We start from the raw sequence: 18,396 nt of genomic DNA, 5'->3' as shown, positions 1-18,396 counted from the left end.
CCGGGCGAAATCAGCGGTTGGAAAGCTCCTTCTTGAGCGCGTAAAGCGCGTCGAGCGCCTCTCGCGGCGTCATGTCGTCCGGGTTGAGCGCCTTCAGGGCCTCTTCGACCTTCGAAGGACCCGACGATGCCCTCGCCGCCTCCTCTCGCCGGACGGCAACCTGGAACAGCGGCAGGTCGTCGATCAGCTGGCTCGCCGGATTCTTGCGGTCGGCATCCTCGAGCTTGGCAAGCACATCCCTCGCGCGGGCGACGACCGACGCCGGCAAGCCCGCAAGGCGGGCGACCTGGATGCCGTAGGAACGGTCGGCGGCGCCCGGGCCTACCTCGTGCAGGAAGATGACGTCGCCGTCCCACTCCTTGACGCGCATGGTCGCGTTCGACAGCCGCACGAGCTTTTCGGAGAGAACCGTCAGCTCGTGGAAATGGGTCGCGAAGAGCCCGCGGCAGCGATTGACCTCGTGCAGATGCTCGACCGCCGCCCAGGCGATCGACAGGCCGTCGAAGGTCGCGGTGCCGCGGCCGATCTCGTCGAGGATCACCAGCGAGCGGTCCGTCGCCTGATTGAGGATCGCCGCCGTCTCGACCATCTCGACCATGAAGGTCGACCGCCCGCGGGCGAGATCGTCCGAAGCGCCGACGCGCGAGAAGAGCCGGTCGACCACGCCGATATGCGCGGCGGCCGCGGGCACGAAGGATCCCGTCTGGGCCATGATCGCGATCAGCGCGTTCTGGCGCAGGAAGGTCGACTTGCCGCCCATGTTGGGCCCGGTGAGGAGCCAGATCGCGCCGCCCTGCTCGCCGTTCGGCGGAGAAAGATCGCAGCCGTTGGCGACGAAGGGATTGGCAGCCTGGCGCCGCAGGGCCTGCTCCACGACGGGGTGGCGTCCTCCGTCGATCGCGAACATTCGCGAGCGGTCGACCGTAGGGCGCGTATAATTCTGCTCCTCCGCAAGCACTGCGAGCCCGGCCGAGACGTCGATCGTCGCGAGCGCCAGCGCTGCCGCCTTGATCGCCTCGGCCTCGGCGACCACCTCGCGCACCATGGCCTCGAAGGTCTCGAGCTCGATCGCCAGCGCCCGGTCCGCGGCATTGGCGATCTTCGTTTCGAGCTCGGCAAGCTCGGTCGTGGTGAAGCGCATGGCATTCGCCATGGTCTGGCGATGAATGAAGCGGGCGCGACCGGCGTCGGTGTCGGTCATCGATCCGGCATTGCCGGCGGTCACCTCGATGAAGTAGCCGAGCACGTTGTTGTGCTTGATCTTCAGCGACTTGATGCCCGTCTCTTCGCAATATTGCAGCTGCAGCCCCGCGATCACGCGGCGCGACTGATCGCGCAGCGCCCGCATCTCGTCGAGCTCGGCGCTCGCGCCCTCGCGGACGAAGCCGCCGTCGCGCTTCAGAAGCGGCAGTTCCTCGGCAAGGGTCGCGTCGAGGCGCGCGAGCAATTCCCCCGGCAAGGCCGCGATCGCGTCGCGCGCTTCGGTCAGTTCCGCCGAGAGCTCGGCGCCCGAGAGGAGCGCCGATATCGCCGCCGCGGCCCGCATGCCCGCCTGGATGGCACCGAGATCGCGAGGGCCGCCGCGGCCGAGCGCGAGCCGCGACAGGGCCCGCGGCATGTCCGGCGCCCTGCGAAGCGCGTCGCGAACATCCGTCGTAAAGCGCGGCTGATCGGCCAGCACCTCGATCGAATCGAGCCGCTGGTTGATCCGCTCCGGGTCGGTCAGGGGCGACATCAGCCTTTCGGCGAGCAGCCTGGCGCCCCCGCTCGTCATCGTACGATCGAGCGACTTGAGCAGGCTGCCGTCGCGGGAGCCGGAAAGCGTCTTGGCGAGTTCCAGATTGGCGCGGGTCGCCGGATCGATGAAGAGTGTAGAGGCGGCGCTTTCCCTTTCCGGAATGCCGAGCGCCGGGCGCTCCTGGAGCTGGGTCTTCTCGACATAGGAGACCGCCGCCGAAGCGGCCGCGAGCTCCGCGCGCGAGAAGCTGCCGAACCCATCGAGCGTGCCCACGCCGTAGTAGCGTGAAATGCGGCCCTCCGCCGTCGCGCTGTCGAAGAGGACGGCCGGCTGCGGCACCGCGACGCGCCCGAGCACGTCGAAGACGGCCCTGAGATCCGGATCGTGAAAGACGGTGTCGGGCAGGATCAGCTCGCGCGGTTCGATCCGCAATATGTCGGCAAGCAGGCGGCTCTCCGCCGTCTCGGCGAGGCGGAAGATGCCCGTCGAAATGTCGATCCAGGCAAGAGCATAGGCCGGCTCCGAGCCGCTCCTGATGCGCGCCAGCGCCATCAGATAGTTCGATTCCGAAGGCGAGAGCAGCTTGTCCTCGGTGATCGTCCCCGGCGTCACCAGGCGCACGACATCGCGGCGCACGACCGATTTGCTGCCGCGCTTCTTCGCTTCGGCCGGGTCCTCCACCTGTTCGCAGACGGCGACACGGTAGCCGGATGCGATCAGCTTCTGCAGGTAATCGTCGGCCGCATGCACCGGCACGCCGCACATCGGAATCTCCTGTCCCATGTGCTGGCCGCGTTTCGTCAGCGTGATACCGAGCGCGCGCGAGGCCTCGACCGCATCCTGGAAAAACAGCTCGTAGAAATCGCCCATGCGGTAGAACAGGAGCGAATCCGGATTGTTCGCCTTGATCTCGATGAACTGCTCCATCATCGGCGTGGCAGTGGAGCGGCTCTCCTCGCTTGCGAGATCGGACACGGAAAGGACGTCGCCCGAACGGTTCGATGCATCCATCAGGAAATTCATGATTGTTCCAAAAAAAGAGATGTCACACTATCCGCAAGCATTTATAGACGACAACAACAAAGAGGCTGACCAGGAGGGTCGCCCACAGGAGGTTGAGGAAACATGCCGGGTATCGACAAGACCGACCGCGCAATGACCAGCGTCACGGCGCAGGAAGCGCTCGATTTTCATTCTCAAGGTCGCCCCGGAAAACTGGAAATCTCGCCGACCAAGCCGATGGCGACGCAGCGCGACCTTTCGCTCGCCTATTCGCCCGGCGTCGCCGTTCCGGTGAAGGCGATCGCCGACGATCCGGCAACGGCGTACGACTACACGGCGCGCGGCAACATGGTTGCGGTGATTTCCAACGGTACGGCAATCCTCGGCCTCGGCAATCTAGGCGCACTCGCCTCGAAGCCCGTCATGGAGGGCAAGGCCGTCCTCTTCAAGCGCTTCGCCGACGTCGATTCGATCGACCTCGAGGTGGATACCGAAAACGTCGACGAATTCGTCAACTGCGTCCGCTTTCTCGGCCCTTCCTTCGGCGGAATCAATCTCGAGGACATCAAGGCCCCGGACTGCTTCATCATCGAGCAGCGGCTGCGCGAAGTCATGGACATTCCCGTCTTCCATGACGACCAGCACGGCACCGCGATCATCGCCGCGGCAGGCCTCGTCAACGCGCTGACCCTGACCGGCCGCGACTTCAAGACGGCCAAGCTCGTCTGCAACGGCGCGGGCGCGGCGGCGATCGCCTGCATCGAGCTCATCAAGGCGATGGGCTTCAACCCGGAAAACATCATCCTCTGCGATACCAAGGGGGTCATCTACAAGGGCCGTACCGACGGCATGAACCAGTGGAAGTCGGCGCATGCGGTCGAGACCGACCGCAGGACGCTCGCCGAGGCACTTGACGGCGCCGACGTGTTCTTCGGCCTTTCGGCGAAGGGCGCACTTTCCGCGGACATGGTCCGCTCCATGGGCGCACGGCCGATCATCTTCGCCATGGCCAATCCCGATCCGGAAATCACGCCCGAAGAAGTGGCCCTGATCCGCGACGACGCGATCGTCGCGACCGGCCGCTCGGACTATCCGAACCAGGTCAACAACGTTCTCGGCTTTCCCTATATCTTCCGCGGAGCGCTCGACGTGCGCGCCTCGACCATCAACGACGCGATGAAGATCGCCGCGGCGGAAGCGCTCGCCAATCTCGCCAAGGAAGACGTTCCGGACGACGTCGCCGCTGCCTATCAGGGCAACCGGCCGCGCTTCGGGCCGCAATATATCATTCCCGTCCCCTTCGATCCGCGCCTCATCTCGGCGATCCCGATGGCCGTCGCAAAGGCAGCTATGGAGACCGGCGTCGCCCGCAAGCCGATCGAGGACCTCAAGGCCTATGGGCAGCAGCTTTCGGCGCGGCGCGACCCGATCGCCTCGACGCTGCAGCGCATCGTCGAGCGCGTTCGCCGCCAGCCGAAGCGGATCGTCTTCGCGGAAGGCGAGGAAGTGCAGATGATGCGTTCGGCGATCGCCTATGCCAACCAGCAGCTCGGCACGGCGCTCCTGCTCGGGCGCGAGGAAGTGATGCGCGAAACCGCCGAGCGCGAAGGCATCGACCTCGACCGCGCCGGCATCCAGATCGTCAATGCGCGCCTGTCGAAGCGCGTCGGCGCCTATACCGATTTCCTCTATTCGCGCCTGCAGCGAAAGGGCTATCTCTTCCGCGACGTTCAGCGTCTGATCAATACCGACCGCAACCATTTCGCCGCCTCGATGGTGGCGCTCGGCGATGCCGACGGCATGGTGACGGGCCTTACGCGCAACTATTCGACCGCGCTCGAAGACGTGCGCCGCTGCATCGATCCAAAGCCCGGCCACCGGGTGATCGGCGTGTCCATTGCGCTCTGCCGCGGCCGTACGGTGCTCGTCGCCGATACCGCTGTGCACGACATGCCGACCTCCGAGGAGCTGGCGGATATCGCCGAGGAAGCGGCCGGCCTCGCCAAGCGGCTGGGCTACGTGCCGCGGGTGGCGATGCTCGCCTATTCGACCTTCGGCCACCCTTCCGGCGAACGCTCGGAGCGGGTACGCGAGGCGGTAAAGATCCTCGACCGGCGCCGTGTGGATTTCGAGTATGACGGCGAAATGGCCGCCGACGTGGCACTCAATGCCCGGGTGATGGAGCAATATCCGTTCTGCAGGCTTTCCGGCACCGCGAACGTGCTCGTCATGCCGGCTTTCCACTCGGCGTCGATCTCGACGAAGATGCTCCAGGAGCTGGGCGGCTCGACCGTGATCGGCCCGCTGCTGGTCGGCCTCGACAAGTCGGTCCAGATCGCCTCGATGTCGGCAAAGGACTCCGACCTCGTCAACCTGGCCGCCATCGCGGCCTATAACGCGGGGACGTGACGCGGGTCGGCGGAAAGCCGGAAAACTGCCGGCACCTCGTCTGTTGCCGCGTCGCCAGACGATTGAAGCAAGCCTCAAGATCGCGCGAGCGCTCATAAAACAAGAGCCCGCTTCCCGGGAACGGAGGCGGGCTCAATCTATCATGGCTGACCAATTTCGTTCGTGATGAAAATTCGAGATTTGCTCGCGGAGCCTACCCTCGCAGGCAGAGCGGCGAATGTTCTCCTTTATGGTTCAATATGCTTCCGTCATGAAAATTCGAGGTGCAGCGATAGACAATCAGGACACCGGCGAGGAAAAGCGCCCCGCATCGGCGCCGTAATAGTTCAGATAACGGCCGGAAATTTTGCCGATCGGCAGGACGATCAGCACGTCGGTGGTGCGGAACGCTTGATCGACCACAGCCCCGTCGCCGACCATTGCACCGAGCCGCATATAGCCCTTGATCAGCGGCGGCAGCGCCGCGAGCGCCTTCTTCGGGTTGATCGCCTCCGGAGGCATCAGGTCCATCGTCCGGTAAAGCTCCGGCCGGGCGGAAACCGCCCACTCGTCCCGGACCCGGACGTTATGATGCAGGAAGGAGAGCGCGAGCGCGTGCTCTTCGGGAACCACGCCCGGAAACGAACCGCAGCCGAACATCGCATCGATCCCGTGCTTCAGCGCATAGGCCCAATTGCCCTGCCACAGCAGCTCCACCGTGCGCTTGGTGCGATATTCCGGCAACACGCAGGAACGTCCGAGTTCCATGAAGCGCTTGCCGGGATGACGCGAGAGAAGTTCGCCTATTGCAAACTCCGAAGCCGAGTAGAAGCCGCCGGTCCGCTCGGCAACGTCCTGGCGCAGCAGGCGGTAGGTTCCGACGATCTGCTCCTCCGCATCGCCCTCGATCGAGGTATCGAGCACCAGCAGGTGGTCGCAGATCGCATCCCAGCTGTCGACGTCGCGCTTGCGTCGGCCGGCTTCGGGGGCCACCTGCGCCTTCATCTCCTCGACGAACACCCTGTAGCGCACCGCCTGCGCGGCATCGATTTCGGCTGCCGATCGGGCAAGGCGGGTCTCGAGATTGGCGATCCGTCCGAGAACATCGCTCGCCGGAGCCGCAACTGCCTTGCGGATGTAAGCATTGGAGGTGTCAACCACGCCCATCGAATCCAGAAGTTCGATCGTCATATCGTGTCATCCCGAACCGTCATTGCTGCCGGGCTTAGACCACGTTTCTGCAACAACATAGTGACACCAGGGCAGTATACAACCCCGACCCCGGCCCGGTGCCCCGAAGCGTGGGATTCTATTTTGCAACGGGGTCCATGAGGCGGGTGACTTCGGCAAGGAGCCGCTGCGGGTCGGCGGGCTTCGCCAGCACGGCGTCCGCTCCCGCGGCTCGAAGGCGCTCATCGAGATCGCCGCGCGCATCCGCGGTCAGGACGAGCACCGGCACCCGCCGCCTGCCTCCGGCCGCCTCCGCTTCACGTAGACGCCGGAGCACGTCGAGACCATCGCCGCCCGGCATGTTGAGGTCGGTGACGATCAGCGGCGGCGGGGCGGAACCGGCCGAGCGGAGTGCGGCTTCGAGCGCCTTGAAGTCACCGACATGATCGACGGCACGCCCGGCACGGCTGAGAAGCGACCGCAGGACGAGTGCATTCACAGGGTCGTCCTCGGCAAGCAGGATGCCGCGAACATCCGCCGTCATCACCGTCGCTGTCGGCTCTTCCCGCAGCACCGGTCTGTTGTCGTTGATCGCGTCGCGTTTCTCCATTCCTCTGAGCCGCCCGAGCAGCACCTCGACCAGCGATCTCTCGCGAAGAGGGCGGATCAGCCAGGCCTCATAGCCGCCGAGCCGGCTCACCGGATGGCTTGTGCGCTCCTCGGGGCTGATGAGATAGGTTCTGCGCAAACGCAGGCCGGCGATCGCCGGCTCGAGAGCAAGAAGCTCGCGAAACTGCGCCGCATGGCGGTGATCGACGATGACATCCGTCAGCGGCAGCCGATTGCCGAGCGCGCCGGCGACGACCCGTCCCGCGACGGCAAGTGTCGAAGCCCGATGGCACGTACCGCCCAGCGTCTCGATCGTGGCGGCAAGCGCGGCCGAGGAGGGCCCCTCGGGCGCCATGACAAGCACCTGTGCGCCCGCCAGAATGCCGCGCCGGACGGGAACGCCCGAGAGACCGGCGCCAGCCATCGGGAACCGGATCTCGAACCGGCTTCCCTTGCCGGACATGCTCGTGGCGGTCAGGCTGCCGCCGAAGGCCTCCATGATCCGCCGGGATATCGCGAGGCCGAGGCCGGTGCCTTTGGCACGCTGGGCGTCGTCGCCTGCCTGCTCGAACTCTTCGAAAACGCGCGCGAGCTCATCGGCGGACATGCCGGGACCGCTATCGTCGATCCGGATGCGCACGGAGCCGTTCTCGATATCGACGGAGACGAAGACGCCGCCCTTCTCCGTGAATTTCACCGCGTTGCCGACCACGTTGAACAGCACCTGGCGCAGGCGCGCCGCGTCGAAAAGCATCCGCTCGGGTACCTCGATGGCGACCGTCGCACCGATCTCGATGTTCTTCTCGTGTGCGCGGGGCGACAGCATCTCGACCACGTTCTCGACTGTCTGGCGCAGATCCTCCTGCGACGGGCGCAGCTGGAACCGTCCGACGGCAAGCGACGAAAAATCGATCAGATCCTCGACCAATTGAACCAGGGTGTGGCCGGACTGCTGCATGCCGGCGAGATAGTTCTTTTGCTCTTCCGACAACCGCGTCTCGGCAAGGAGCCGGCTCATGCCGAGGATGCCGGAAAGCGGGGTACGGATTTCGTGACTGACGGTGGCGAGCAGACGGGACTTCGCCCGGCTCGTCTCCTCGGCGCGGCGCCGCGCCTCCTCCCTCTGGCTTGCCGCCAGCATTTCCTCCGTAACATCGCGAGCGATGCTGTGGCGCATCGGTCGGCCGCGCGCCGGGTCGCGGACAAGCACGTCGTGCCAATCGTAGAGCCGCGTGCCCGAGGGCGTATAGATATGGACAAAGTAGCGGTCTGGGCCCGTCTTCGGCTCGAAGCGCAATCCCAGCTCCGCGCAGGTCAGCCCCCGCGCGTCCGCGCATCCGCAAAGCTCATGGAAGGCGCCATTGGCCTGCATGATCTTGCCGTCAAGGTCGCGGACGATGGCGAGGTCGCCCATGGCGTCATGGATCGTCGCAAGGAGCGCCGCGGTTTCAATGCCATGCCGTGCGGGGTCCTGCGCAGTCTCGCCGGCGCCGGCAACCCGCTTCCCGGACGCCTCGTCGCGGCCGGACAATAGCAGGAAGGCGCCGGCCAGGCCCCCAGCCGCGATGATCGCCGGCAGCAGGTGCAGACCCGCGCCCGCACCGACGGCAAGGAGCAGCATTGCCGCAACGATGCCGGCGAGAGCATAGGCGACGCGCGCGCCCCCTGCCGAAGGGTCGCCCAACGGCCGCCGCTGCCGGATGACGGCGGCACCGAGCTTCACCGCGGGCGCCGCTGATGCGGTCCTGCCGACCCCCGACCCCGTGCCCGCGCCAGCCCTCATACGCTCTCGAAACATCCGCTCGCTCATGCCCGCGGCCTAGGACCTGTGGACACTTATGGATAGGGGTTTGACGGCCCATATTGCGAGGGACTTTCGTGGAAAATCCGGCGCCGCAGGCCGTCCGCCTGCAAGCCGGATTTTTCGCGACAAGGCACCGCAATATGGGCCGTCCGAAGGGTTTTGCACAAATCGCCCACTGCCGGCGGCTTTTCCCTTGCAAAGGGGGCAACCCTTTGCTGCGGAAAAATCCTTGGCATTGACCGATTTGTGCAAAATCAAACCCCTATCCATAAGTGTCCACAGGTCCTAGCACGGCAAGCCTTCCGAATGCCTTCAGCCGACGCCTAAAGTTTTAGCGAACGCTCCTTTTTCGCCTGCAGCAGTTCATCGAGAATGATCGCGCCGGCGCCGACGGTGATGAAACTGTCCGCGAGATTGAAGACGGCAAAGGACCAGGTGGCCGTGTAGAACAGGATATAGTCGATGACGTAGCCGAAGAGCAGCCGGTCGACGAGATTGCCGAGCGCCCCGGCAATGATCATCGCATAGCCCAGATGAGCGAAGAAACGGTCCTTCGGCGTGCGGCGCCACAGCCAGAGCACGAAGGTGACGACCGCCAGCCGGATGCCGACGATGAACCACCCCTCCATGCCCGAGAGCATCGAGAAGGCAACGCCGTAATTGTAGGTTCGGTAGAGGGCGAGCATCGGCATGACCGGCACCCCCTGCTGGAAGGGCAGATACGCCTCCACCAGATATTTGATGAACTGGTCGGCGGCGAGCGCGACCAGAATGAAGAGCGCGATCGGGAGCGGCCGCGAGAAAAGTGTCTGCTCCTGCCTCATCGGCCGCCATCCAGAGACAGGAGATGGCGCCGCGCCTCGAACAGCATGATGCCGGTCGCGATGGCGAGATTGAGCGAATCGGCACGCCCCGCCTGCGGAATGCGGGCGAGTGCGCCGGCCTCGCGCGCGAGTTCCACCGGCAGGCCCGCCTGTTCATTGCCCATCAGAAGCACGACCGGCTTCGATTTGTAGTCGATCGTGCGATAGTCGACGGAACCCGCCAGATGGGTCGCGACCACCTGAACGCCGGCCGCTCTCTGCCAGCGGATGAAGTCCTCCGTATTCGCCCGCGCGATCGGTATGGCGAAAACGGAACCCATGGTTGCCCGCACGGTCTCGAGCGAAAAGGGATCGGTGGTTTCGCCGACCAGGATGATCCCGGAAGCGCCGGCCGCGTCGGCGGTGCGGATGATGGTGCCGAGATTGCCCGGGTCGCGCACGCGGTCGAGCGCCACATAGGTCTCGCCCTCCTGCGGATGAATATCCCTGAGCGGTGAGTAGCGCTGCTCGAAGATGCCGACGACCATCTGCGGATTGTCGCGCCGTGTGATGGTGGAGATCACCTTTTCGTTGACTTCGAGGACGAGCCCGCCTCTGGCGACCGTTTTCGCCGCCACCTGCTCGACCTGAGGCTTGCCCTTCGCCGCCTTGGCATAGACGAGCGTCTTGATCTTCCAGCCGAGATCGAGCGCGTCGATGACGAGCTTCAGCCCCTCGGCCATGAAGGAGCGCGTCTCGTCGCGATGCTTCTTCTGCGTCAGCGCCCGGATATCCTTGACGATCGGATTGGTGAGGCTGGTGACCTCCTTCACCTGCCCGACGCGTGCCGTGCCCGTGCCGTGGTCGCTTCTGTCGTTGATCATTTCGGTACCCAGCGGCTGAAAAGGGAGGTGGAGAGTGCGCGGCCCGGTGCAGTGCCGTCGAGGCCGCCCTCGCGGATGATGAGCTCGCCCGATTCCACCCGGCCGCCGCGCCCGCGCATGGTCTCGCGCATGAGCTCGTGGATCGAATAGAAGCTCGCCCGGATCGAATAGGCGGTGAGCACGAGGCCCCGGGCGTCCGGCGACAGGATCTCGCGGCAGATGTCCAGCATCGCTGCCAGGTGATCGAACAATTGCCATACTTCGCCGTTCGGACCGCGGCCGAACTTCGGCGGGTCGGTGAGGATGATGTCGTAACGGCTGCCGCGCCGCTCCTCGCGTTGGATGAACTTCATGGCGTCGTCGCAGATCCAGCGGATCGGCAATTTCTCGGCGCGCGCCAGGACCTGGTTCTCGCGCGCCCAGCCGATCGCCTTTTTCGAGGCATCGACATGGGTGACCTCGGCGCCCGCCTTGGCGGCGATCAGCGACGCGACGCCGGTATAGCCGAAGAGATTGAGTACCTTCAGAGGCCGTCCGGCTGCGGCCACCTGGTCGCGCATCCACGACCAGTGGGCGAGCTGTTCGGGAAAGACGCCGACATGGCGGAAGGAGGTGAACCGGCCAAGGAAATCCGTATCGAGGAGCTGCATCGGCCAGGTCTCGCCGAGCACCTCGCCCGGGAAACGCCAACGGCCCATGCCGTCCTCTTCGGTATCGCCGGTAAAGACGGCATCGGCCCGCTCCCATATCCATGCCGGCAGGGCCTTCGGCCAAAGCGCCTGGGCCTCGGGGCGAACGATGCGATAGGGACCGTATTGTTCGAGCTTCTCCCCATCACCGCTGTCGACCAGGTGATAACCGGCAGTAGCGGCGGTCTCGAGGATCAGCGGCACCCTCTCGGCCGGCTTCTCGCCGCTTCTCGGCTCGATGCGCCGCGTCGGAGCACTCTCCTGGACGGACGGACGCTCGCTCTTCCGCGGCGCCGCTTTCGGCGGCGGCCCTCCTGCCGCTGCCTTGGGCCCGGTCTTCCCGGTCTTCGTCCCGGGTCTGGCGCCCTTTGCCGGCGGCAGCCCTTGCTCGTGGCGGCCGCCGCGCGCCTCGGCGCCCCGGCTTTTAGCCGCCGTCACCGATGCGTTCTTCGATCGCCGCTCTTTTTCCTTCACGCGCTGATCCTTGGACTTCGTTCAACCATTCGGCGCAGCCACTCTCGACCGGTTTTCCCGCGCCTTCGCCACGTCCGTAGCATGTTCAGCCTGCAAATAGCATCGCCGGTGCTCTTGGCAAAGCCGTTTCCGATTGCGAAGATCGCCGGCAAGAGTGGACGGGAGGACCGGCATGAATATGAGCGGAGAGGAACGTATCGCGGCTGACCGCGACGCGGTTTGGCGTGGCCTGAACGATGCGGACATTCTGAAGCGATGCATTCCCGGCTGCCAGTCTCTTGAATTGATATCGCCGACCGAGCTTGCGGCCGTGGTCAAGATCAAGATCGGCCCCGTTTCCGCATCCTTCAACGGCACGGTCGTTCTGTCGAACCTCAATCCCCCCGCGAGCTACACCATATCCGGCGAGGGCAAGGGCGGAATAGCAGGCTTTGCCAAGGGCGGCGCCGACGTCACGCTACTGGACGAGGGCGCGGAAACCGTGCTGCGCTACGACGTCAAGGCGGAGATCGGCGGCAAGCTTGCCCAGCTCGGCTCGCGCCTCGTCGATTCGACGGCGCGCAAGCTCGCCCAGCAATTCTTCGCGGATTTCAACCTGGCCGTCAGCGGCGAGGCCGAGGCGGCGAGCTGAGGTCTCGCAACGCGTTCAGCAGCGATCTCAGCCTTGCGGCGCAGGCAGGCTCGCTTGCGTCGCCAGTTTCTCCGCCTGGCCGCGCTGCTTTTCTGCCTCGCGATGCCATTTCAGCGCCTCGTTGGCCTCGTTGCGCGCCCGACGCCGATATTTTCCCTGGGTGAACCAGGTCACGGCGGCGCCGAGCACGAGACCGATAATGACGGCGAGAAAGAGAAATACGAAAAACGGAGCCGAGATCGAAAGCACACTGTCGGCGGGATTGAACGGGTTCAACGCAAGGGTTGCCGTCTGCCGGTTGGCTACGCTCAGGACGATCAGCAGGACTCCGAGCGGCACGAAGACGACGATATTGATGAGTTTCTTGAGCATGCACCCGCTCCGACCAGAATGTTAATGCATGTCGCCCGGGAATCTGGGGCGGCTTCGCGACAACGACATGCATAGGAATAATGACATAAAGCGGGCCGCCCTGTTTCGAAGCGGAGAGCCGCACGACGGCGGATCTCGGCGCCCGCGCGAGAGGCGCCGATTCCTGTGCGCCTCGTTCGTCAGTCGTCTTCGCCGTTATTGTTGTCGTTCATGCCCGGATTGAGCCGCTCACGCAGTTCCTTGCCGGTCTTGAAGAAGGGCACCCACTTTTCTTCGACGAAGACGGAATCGCCGGTGCGTGGGTTGCGGCCTGACCGTGATGGCCGGTTCTTGACCGAGAATGCGCCGAAACCGCGCAGCTCCACCCGGTTGCCGGCAGCAAGCGCGTCCGTGATCTCATCGAGTACCGCATTGACGATATTCTCGACATCGCGGTGATAGAGATGCGGATTGCGCGCCGCCACAATCTGCACCAGCTCTGACTTGATCACGTTCGCCCCCTCGGTTTTTTTGCTTGTTTTGTCTGCGTTTGTGCATTCGGGAAGGCTCGCCTGGAGCTACGGCCTCGTGACGCGGCTAGCACACGTGCTTTCCTCATTGCCCTTCAACCTGCCAAACCGAAACAAGACCGTCAAGAAACAACTTGTCCAGGCCGGTCTTTTCGAGGCTCTTCATCGTCGGAAAAGCCTCATATCCCAACGCCTTGACCGATTCGGCCAGGAGCGATCCGAGGCCGAAGGACAGCGTGCCGCTCGGTGCTTCCCAGTCGAGGACGGGAAGGTCCTTCGAGACCTTCCGTTCGGCCAGGAACGCCCTGATTTCATCGTCGCCGCCGAGCTCGTCGACGAGTTTGCCTTCCAGCGCCTGCCGCCCGGTGAAGATCCGACCATCCGCAAGGGCGAGCGCTTCCGGCCGCGGCAGTTTGCGCCGCTCGGCCACCAGATCGACGAACCATCCGTAGCTGTCGTCGATCATTGCCTGAATCATTGCTCTCGCCTCGTCGCTCGGAGGATGAAACGGCGACGGTTCGGCTTTGAGAGGCCTCGATTTTATCGATTCGAGCGACACGCCGAGCTTGTCCATGAGTGTCTTGACCTGCGGATATTGGAAAATGACACCGATGGAGCCGGTGATCGAGGTCTCCCCGGCAACGATCCGATCGCCGGCAAGGGCGATCAGATAGCCGGCCGACGCGGCAAGCGTGCGCACATCCGAGACCACCGGCTTCTTCTCGGCAACCTTGCGGATGGCCTTGTAGATGACTTCGCCGCCATAGGTGGTGCCGCCCGGTGACGAGATCGTCACGATCAGCGCCTTGACGGACTGGTTGTCGGCGATCCGCTCCAGCCGCTCCACCAGCTCCCGGTCGTCCTGAATAAGGCCTGTGACGGCGACGCGCGCGACGTGATCGCGCGCACGCTCCGTTACGTCGCCCCAGCCCGAGAAGGCAAACAGCGCGAGGCCGCCGGCGACGAGGACGGCCACCGCCGCCCAACGCCAGAAGCTCAGCTTTCTGCGCAGGCTGCGGCGGTCGGCAATGGCGAGTTCGTCCATGGGTGTCTCCGATTTTTGGTAAGGGGGTTCTGTCAGTTTCCCACGGAACATGCTATCTGCCTCAGCCGCGGCAAGCTAGGGTAGTCTGCAACGCGGCGCACGGGAATAGGCGCCGGGCCGACGCGAGTTGCTGCATGAAACCCCTTGGGGTTTGACGCGGCATGGAGTAGAGCATGCCCGGCGGAATGGAATATTGCGGCCGGATTGTCTTACAACGCAAAGTTTGCGCCGCTCCATTGCCGGGCGGCGGCAAGATAACCATATTCGCCGTGGCTTACGCCGATGTATGTATATGTGTCCCTCGGATGCCCGAGGTCAGACGAAACTGACAGGCTCTTGATGCTGAACGAAGCCCGATCCCCCGCAATCTTTGCCGATGTGGGTACGAGCTCTGCCGATGCCTATGCTTCGGCGGCGCGGCATTCGGCGCGCGTAAGGCGCCTGAAAGTCATGCTGCCGCTCATCGCCGGCGCGGTTGCGCTGATCTTCGTCGCCGTTTCCTTCGTGCGCGCTTTCCTGCCCGAAGAGCTGCAGCTCGAGACGGCGACGATCGAGAACGGCAAGATCGTCATGCAGAACCCCGCGATCTCCGGCCGCAACAAGCAGGATATCAGCTATTCGATGAAGGCCCAGCGGGCGCTTCAGGATATCGCCAATCCGAACCTGATCACGCTCGAGACCATTCACGCCGAGATGCCGGTCAACGATACGCTGATCGCCACCGTCGATGCGACGAGCGGCATTTACGACCGAGGCGCGAATACGCTCGACATGAACGCACCGTTCACGATTTCCATGAATAATGGGGTCAATGCCGACTTCCAGTCTGCCTATCTGGATATCAATGCCGGCGAAATGGAGACGAAACACCCGATTGCCATCAGCATGAAGGGCGGATCGATCATTGCGCAGAAGCTGCGAATGACAGATAAGGGACGTGTCGTAACATTCGAAGGCATGGTAAGGGTCAATATCGAACCCAGCGCCATTCGCAAAAACGCCAAATAACAGGACCCCAAGAACAGGATCCCCTGCAGCCATGTCGGTCAAACCTGCCGCTCTCTTTAGGATTTCAGCCGCTCTGGCCGTGGCCGGGCTCGGCGCTTCGCTGATTGCTTCCGCCGCCCTCGCGCAGGCAACCTCCAGTCGCATGCAGGGCCTTCAGCTTTCGAACGACCAGCCGATCCAGATCGAGAGCGACAAGCTGGAGATCAAGGATCCGGAGAGCAAGGCAATCTTCACCGGCAATGTGAAGGTCGTCCAGGGTACGACGACGCTGCAGGCCGGCAACATGACCGTCTTCTACAAGGCGGGCGGCGGCTCGGTCACCAGCGGCAACGCCGATATCGATCGGATCGAGGTCAGCAACAAGGTGTTCCTCAGCTCCGGTGCGCAGCAGGCGACGGGCGAAAGCGGCATCGTCAACCTGACCAACCAGACGATCGTGCTCAAGGGCAAGAAGGTCGTGCTGTCGGAAGGCAAGAACGTCTTCGTGGGCTGCCAGTTGAACGTCCAGATGGACACCGGCGAAGCGCAGCTCGACGCCTGCGGCGGCCGCGTACAGATCCAACTCGATCCGCAGTCCCGCAAGACGAACTGACATAGACCCGCTCGTGCAGATTCCTTTCCTCCACAAACGCAAACGGGGCAAAAAGCCGTCGGCGGCAGCGGCAGCTGCCCGCGCGGTCGACAAGGCGCGCTACGACGGCACGCTGATTGCCCGGGGCCTGACGAAGTCCTACCGCTCGCGCCGCGTCGTCAACGGTGTCTCGCTCGTCGTGCGCCGTGGTGAGGCTGTCGGCCTGCTTGGCCCGAACGGCGCAGGCAAGACGACCTGTTTCTATATGATCACCGGCCTGGTGCCGGTGGACGAGGGCTCGATCGAGATCAACGGCAACGACGTCACGACGATGCCCATGTATCGCCGGGCGCGCCTGGGCGTCGGCTACCTGCCGCAGGAGGCCTCGATCTTTCGCGGGCTGACGGTCGAGGATAACATCCGTGCGGTGCTGGAGGTTCACGACGAGAACGTCGACCGCCGCGAGAGCAAGCTCAACGATCTGCTTGGTGAATTTTCGATCACCCACCTGCGCAAATCGCCGGCCATTGCGCTTTCGGGCGGCGAACGTCGGCGCCTCGAAATCGCCCGTGCGCTTGCGACCGACCCGACCTTCATGCTGCTCGACGAACCCTTTGCGGGCGTCGACCCGATCTCCGTCGCCGATATCCAGGCGCTCGTGCGCCACCTCACTTCGCGCGGCATCGGCGTCCTCATCACCGACCACAATGTGCGCGAGACGCTGGGGCTGATCGATCGGGCCTATATCATCCATGCCGGCGAAGTGCTGACGCATGGCCGCGCCAACGACATCGTCACCAATCCGGACGTGCGCAGGCTCTATCTCGGCGACAATTTCAGCCTCTGATGCCTGCCGGCGACGTGCATTCCGGCAGAACGGACGACCGCCGGCTGAATCGGCACCTCCGCCGCCGTCCACGCTTGACCAAATTCCAGTAATAAGCAATTTTTGGGCCAACTAAGAAAATGGGCCCGTCCAAGCGGACACGGCTCGGAGAACTCGACGGGAGTTTCACGCCAGCATGGCCTTGTCCGCCAGCCTTCATCTGAGACAGTCGCAGTCGCTGGTCATGACGCCGCAGCTGATGCAGTCGATCCAGCTGCTTCAGATGAACCATCTGGAGCTCAGCCATTTCATCGCGCAGGAAGTCGAGAAGAACCCGCTGCTGGAGGTCCAGCCGGCCGATGAGCCAACGATATCGGATCGCGAGGATGCCGGTCCGCATCCGGCGGAGACCGGCGGCGAAACCGACGAGGCGGCAGGTCAGAGCGACCTTTACGACAGCGCCATGTCGAGATCCGGCGAGAGGCTCAGCGAGGGCCTTGACGCCGACTTCGCCAACGTCTTCCCGGACGATACGGCGCCGCAGCGGGCGGATGCGCCAGAGCTTCTCGGCCAATGGAAATCCATGCCGGGTGCCGGCGACGCAGAGGGATACGATCTCGACGATTTCGTGGCCAGCCGCAAGACATTGAGGGAGGCGCTCGCCGAGCAGCTGCCCTTCGCACTCAGCGCTGTCTCCGATCGGCTGATCGCCCGGTATTTCATCGACCAGCTCGATGATGCCGGCTACCTGCACGCCGACCTCGCCGAGACCGCGGAGACGCTGGGCGCGGCAGGCGAGGACGTGGCGCGCGTGCTGCACGTGCTTCAGCAGTTCGATCCGCCGGGCGTCTTCGCGCGCACGCTTGGCGAATGTCTTGCCATTCAGCTGCGCGCCCGCAATCGTCTCGACCCGGCGATGGAAGCGCTCGTGGCCAATCTCGAGCTCCTGGCACGGCGCGATTTCGCAAGCCTCAAGAAGATCTGCGGCGTCGACGAGGAAGACCTGATCGATATGCTCGCCGAGATCCGCAAGCTCGATCCGAAACCGGGCACCAGCTTCGAAACCGGTGTGTTCGAGGCCATCATTCCCGACGTCGTCGTGCGCGCCGCACCCGATGGCGGCTGGCTTGTCGAGCTCAATCCGGATGCCCTGCCCCGGGTTCTCGTCAACCACGACTATTTCACAGAAATATCGCGCTCCAGCCGGAAGAACAGCGGCGAACAGGCCTTCCTCAACGAGTGCCTGCAGAATGCCAACTGGCTGACGCGCAGCCTCGATCAGCGCGCCAGGACGATCATGAAGGTGGCGAGCGAAATCGTCCGGCAGCAGGACGCCTTCCTCATCCACGGCGTCGGCCACCTGCGCCCGCTGAACCTCAGGATCGTCGCGGACGCGATCAAGATGCACGAGTCGACGGTGAGCCGGGTCACCTCCAACAAATACATGCTGACCCCGCGCGGGCTCTTCGAATTGAAATATTTCTTCACGGTCTCGATCGGCTCGGCGGAAAACGGCGATGCACATTCGGCCGAGTCCGTGCGCCATCGCATCCGCACGATGATCAATCAGGAAAGCGCCGATGCCGTGCTCTCGGACGACGACATCGTCGACGTCCTCAAGCAGGCCGGCGTCGATATCGCCAGACGCACCGTCGCAAAATATCGCGAGGCGATGAGCATCCCCTCCTCCGTCCAGCGCCGCCGCGAGAAGCGGGCGCTGGCCAAGGCCGCGGGATTCTGAGCGCTGCCGGCAGGCCGCAAGCGCGTAAGCCGGGTTGCGCTTTGGGCTCTGGCCGGCGGAACCGCCGGGGCCTGATGAACGTTTAATTCCACGACGCGCAATTGACTCTCCGCGGTACAGCGGATATGAGGC

At 64.2% G+C, this 18,396-nt stretch carries 15 protein-coding genes; 6 read left to right on the top strand and 9 right to left on the bottom strand.

Annotation, left to right across the window (positions count from 1 at the left end; all coding sequences use genetic code 11):
• Positions 1–10 precede the first annotated feature (10 nt).
• Complete coding sequence (mutS, locus tag PZL22_RS20040; RefSeq protein WP_003527697.1) at positions 11–2,761, bottom strand: DNA mismatch repair protein MutS; 2,751 nt, start codon at positions 2,759–2,761, stop codon at positions 11–13.
• Positions 2,762–2,863: 102 nt separating this feature from the next.
• Here mutS and PZL22_RS20035 point away from each other — a divergent pair, with 102 nt between their 5' ends.
• Positions 2,864–5,149, top strand: coding sequence for an NADP-dependent malic enzyme (locus tag PZL22_RS20035; RefSeq protein ID WP_010968547.1), 2,286 nt, complete (start codon positions 2,864–2,866; stop codon positions 5,147–5,149).
• 279 nt (positions 5,150–5,428) lie between these two features.
• On the opposite strand, the gene olsB is transcribed toward PZL22_RS20035, so the two are convergent.
• The 5 genes from olsB to PZL22_RS20010 form a co-directional block, all read right to left on the bottom strand.
• On the bottom strand, positions 5,429–6,319 hold the full coding sequence (gene olsB, locus PZL22_RS20030; RefSeq protein WP_003527699.1) for a l-ornithine N(alpha)-acyltransferase: 891 nt from the start codon (positions 6,317–6,319) through the stop codon (positions 5,429–5,431).
• Between the two features lie 118 nt (positions 6,320–6,437).
• Complete coding sequence (locus PZL22_RS20025; protein WP_033048510.1) at positions 6,438–8,717, bottom strand: PAS domain-containing hybrid sensor histidine kinase/response regulator; 2,280 nt, start codon at positions 8,715–8,717, stop codon at positions 6,438–6,440.
• A 317-nt stretch (positions 8,718–9,034) separates the two neighbouring features.
• Positions 9,035–9,535, bottom strand: a complete 501-nt coding sequence (gene lspA / locus PZL22_RS20020) for a signal peptidase II (protein ID WP_003527708.1) — start codon at positions 9,533–9,535, stop codon at positions 9,035–9,037.
• Positions 9,532–10,398: a TrmH family RNA methyltransferase gene (locus PZL22_RS20015; protein WP_003527709.1), complete on the bottom strand. Its 867-nt coding sequence runs from the start codon at positions 10,396–10,398 to the stop codon at positions 9,532–9,534. Before PZL22_RS20015 ends, lspA begins: the two co-directional genes overlap by 4 nt.
• Positions 10,395–11,561, bottom strand: coding sequence for a class I SAM-dependent methyltransferase (locus PZL22_RS20010; RefSeq protein ID WP_003527710.1), 1,167 nt, complete (start codon positions 11,559–11,561; stop codon positions 10,395–10,397). The genes PZL22_RS20015 and PZL22_RS20010 overlap by 4 nt, the downstream gene beginning before the upstream one ends.
• A gap of 172 nt (positions 11,562–11,733) precedes the next feature.
• Here PZL22_RS20010 and PZL22_RS20005 point away from each other — a divergent pair, with 172 nt between their 5' ends.
• A complete protein-coding gene (locus PZL22_RS20005) occupies positions 11,734–12,192 on the top strand; it encodes an SRPBCC family protein (RefSeq protein ID WP_003527711.1) in 459 nt (152 codons plus the stop codon).
• A gap of 27 nt (positions 12,193–12,219) precedes the next feature.
• On the opposite strand, the gene PZL22_RS20000 is transcribed toward PZL22_RS20005, so the two are convergent.
• From PZL22_RS20000 to sppA, 3 genes are all read right to left on the bottom strand, one after another.
• On the bottom strand, positions 12,220–12,564 hold the full coding sequence (locus PZL22_RS20000) for a DUF1049 domain-containing protein (protein ID WP_003527712.1): 345 nt from the start codon (positions 12,562–12,564) through the stop codon (positions 12,220–12,222).
• A gap of 179 nt (positions 12,565–12,743) precedes the next feature.
• The gene (locus PZL22_RS19995) at positions 12,744–13,055 is read right to left on the bottom strand and encodes an integration host factor subunit beta (protein WP_003527713.1); all 312 of its coding nucleotides are present in this window, start codon (positions 13,053–13,055) and stop codon (positions 12,744–12,746) included.
• 103 nt (positions 13,056–13,158) lie between these two features.
• Entirely contained in the window at positions 13,159–14,118 is a 960-nt protein-coding gene (gene sppA, locus PZL22_RS19990) for a signal peptide peptidase SppA (protein WP_010968542.1), read from the bottom strand.
• 339 nt (positions 14,119–14,457) lie between these two features.
• Here sppA and lptC point away from each other — a divergent pair, with 339 nt between their 5' ends.
• From lptC to rpoN, 4 genes are all read left to right on the top strand, one after another.
• Complete coding sequence (lptC, locus tag PZL22_RS19985; RefSeq protein WP_003527716.1) at positions 14,458–15,126, top strand: LPS export ABC transporter periplasmic protein LptC; 669 nt, start codon at positions 14,458–14,460, stop codon at positions 15,124–15,126.
• A gap of 31 nt (positions 15,127–15,157) precedes the next feature.
• Positions 15,158–15,718, top strand: coding sequence for an LptA/OstA family protein (locus tag PZL22_RS19980; protein WP_003527719.1), 561 nt, complete (start codon positions 15,158–15,160; stop codon positions 15,716–15,718).
• Between the two features lie 19 nt (positions 15,719–15,737).
• Entirely contained in the window at positions 15,738–16,544 is an 807-nt protein-coding gene (gene lptB, locus PZL22_RS19975) for an LPS export ABC transporter ATP-binding protein (RefSeq protein WP_371070287.1), read from the top strand.
• Positions 16,545–16,719: 175 nt separating this feature from the next.
• Positions 16,720–18,264 (top strand): RNA polymerase factor sigma-54, encoded by a 1,545-nt coding sequence (gene rpoN, locus PZL22_RS19970; protein WP_003527723.1) that lies wholly within the window; start codon positions 16,720–16,722, stop codon positions 18,262–18,264.
• Positions 18,265–18,396 lie beyond the last annotated feature (132 nt).

Origin of the sequence: Ensifer meliloti (assembly GCF_030064585.1) — a bacterium.
GTDB classification, from domain to species: Bacteria; Pseudomonadota; Alphaproteobacteria; order Rhizobiales; family Rhizobiaceae; genus Sinorhizobium; species Sinorhizobium meliloti.
This window is presented reverse-complemented; position numbering and strand designations above follow the sequence as displayed.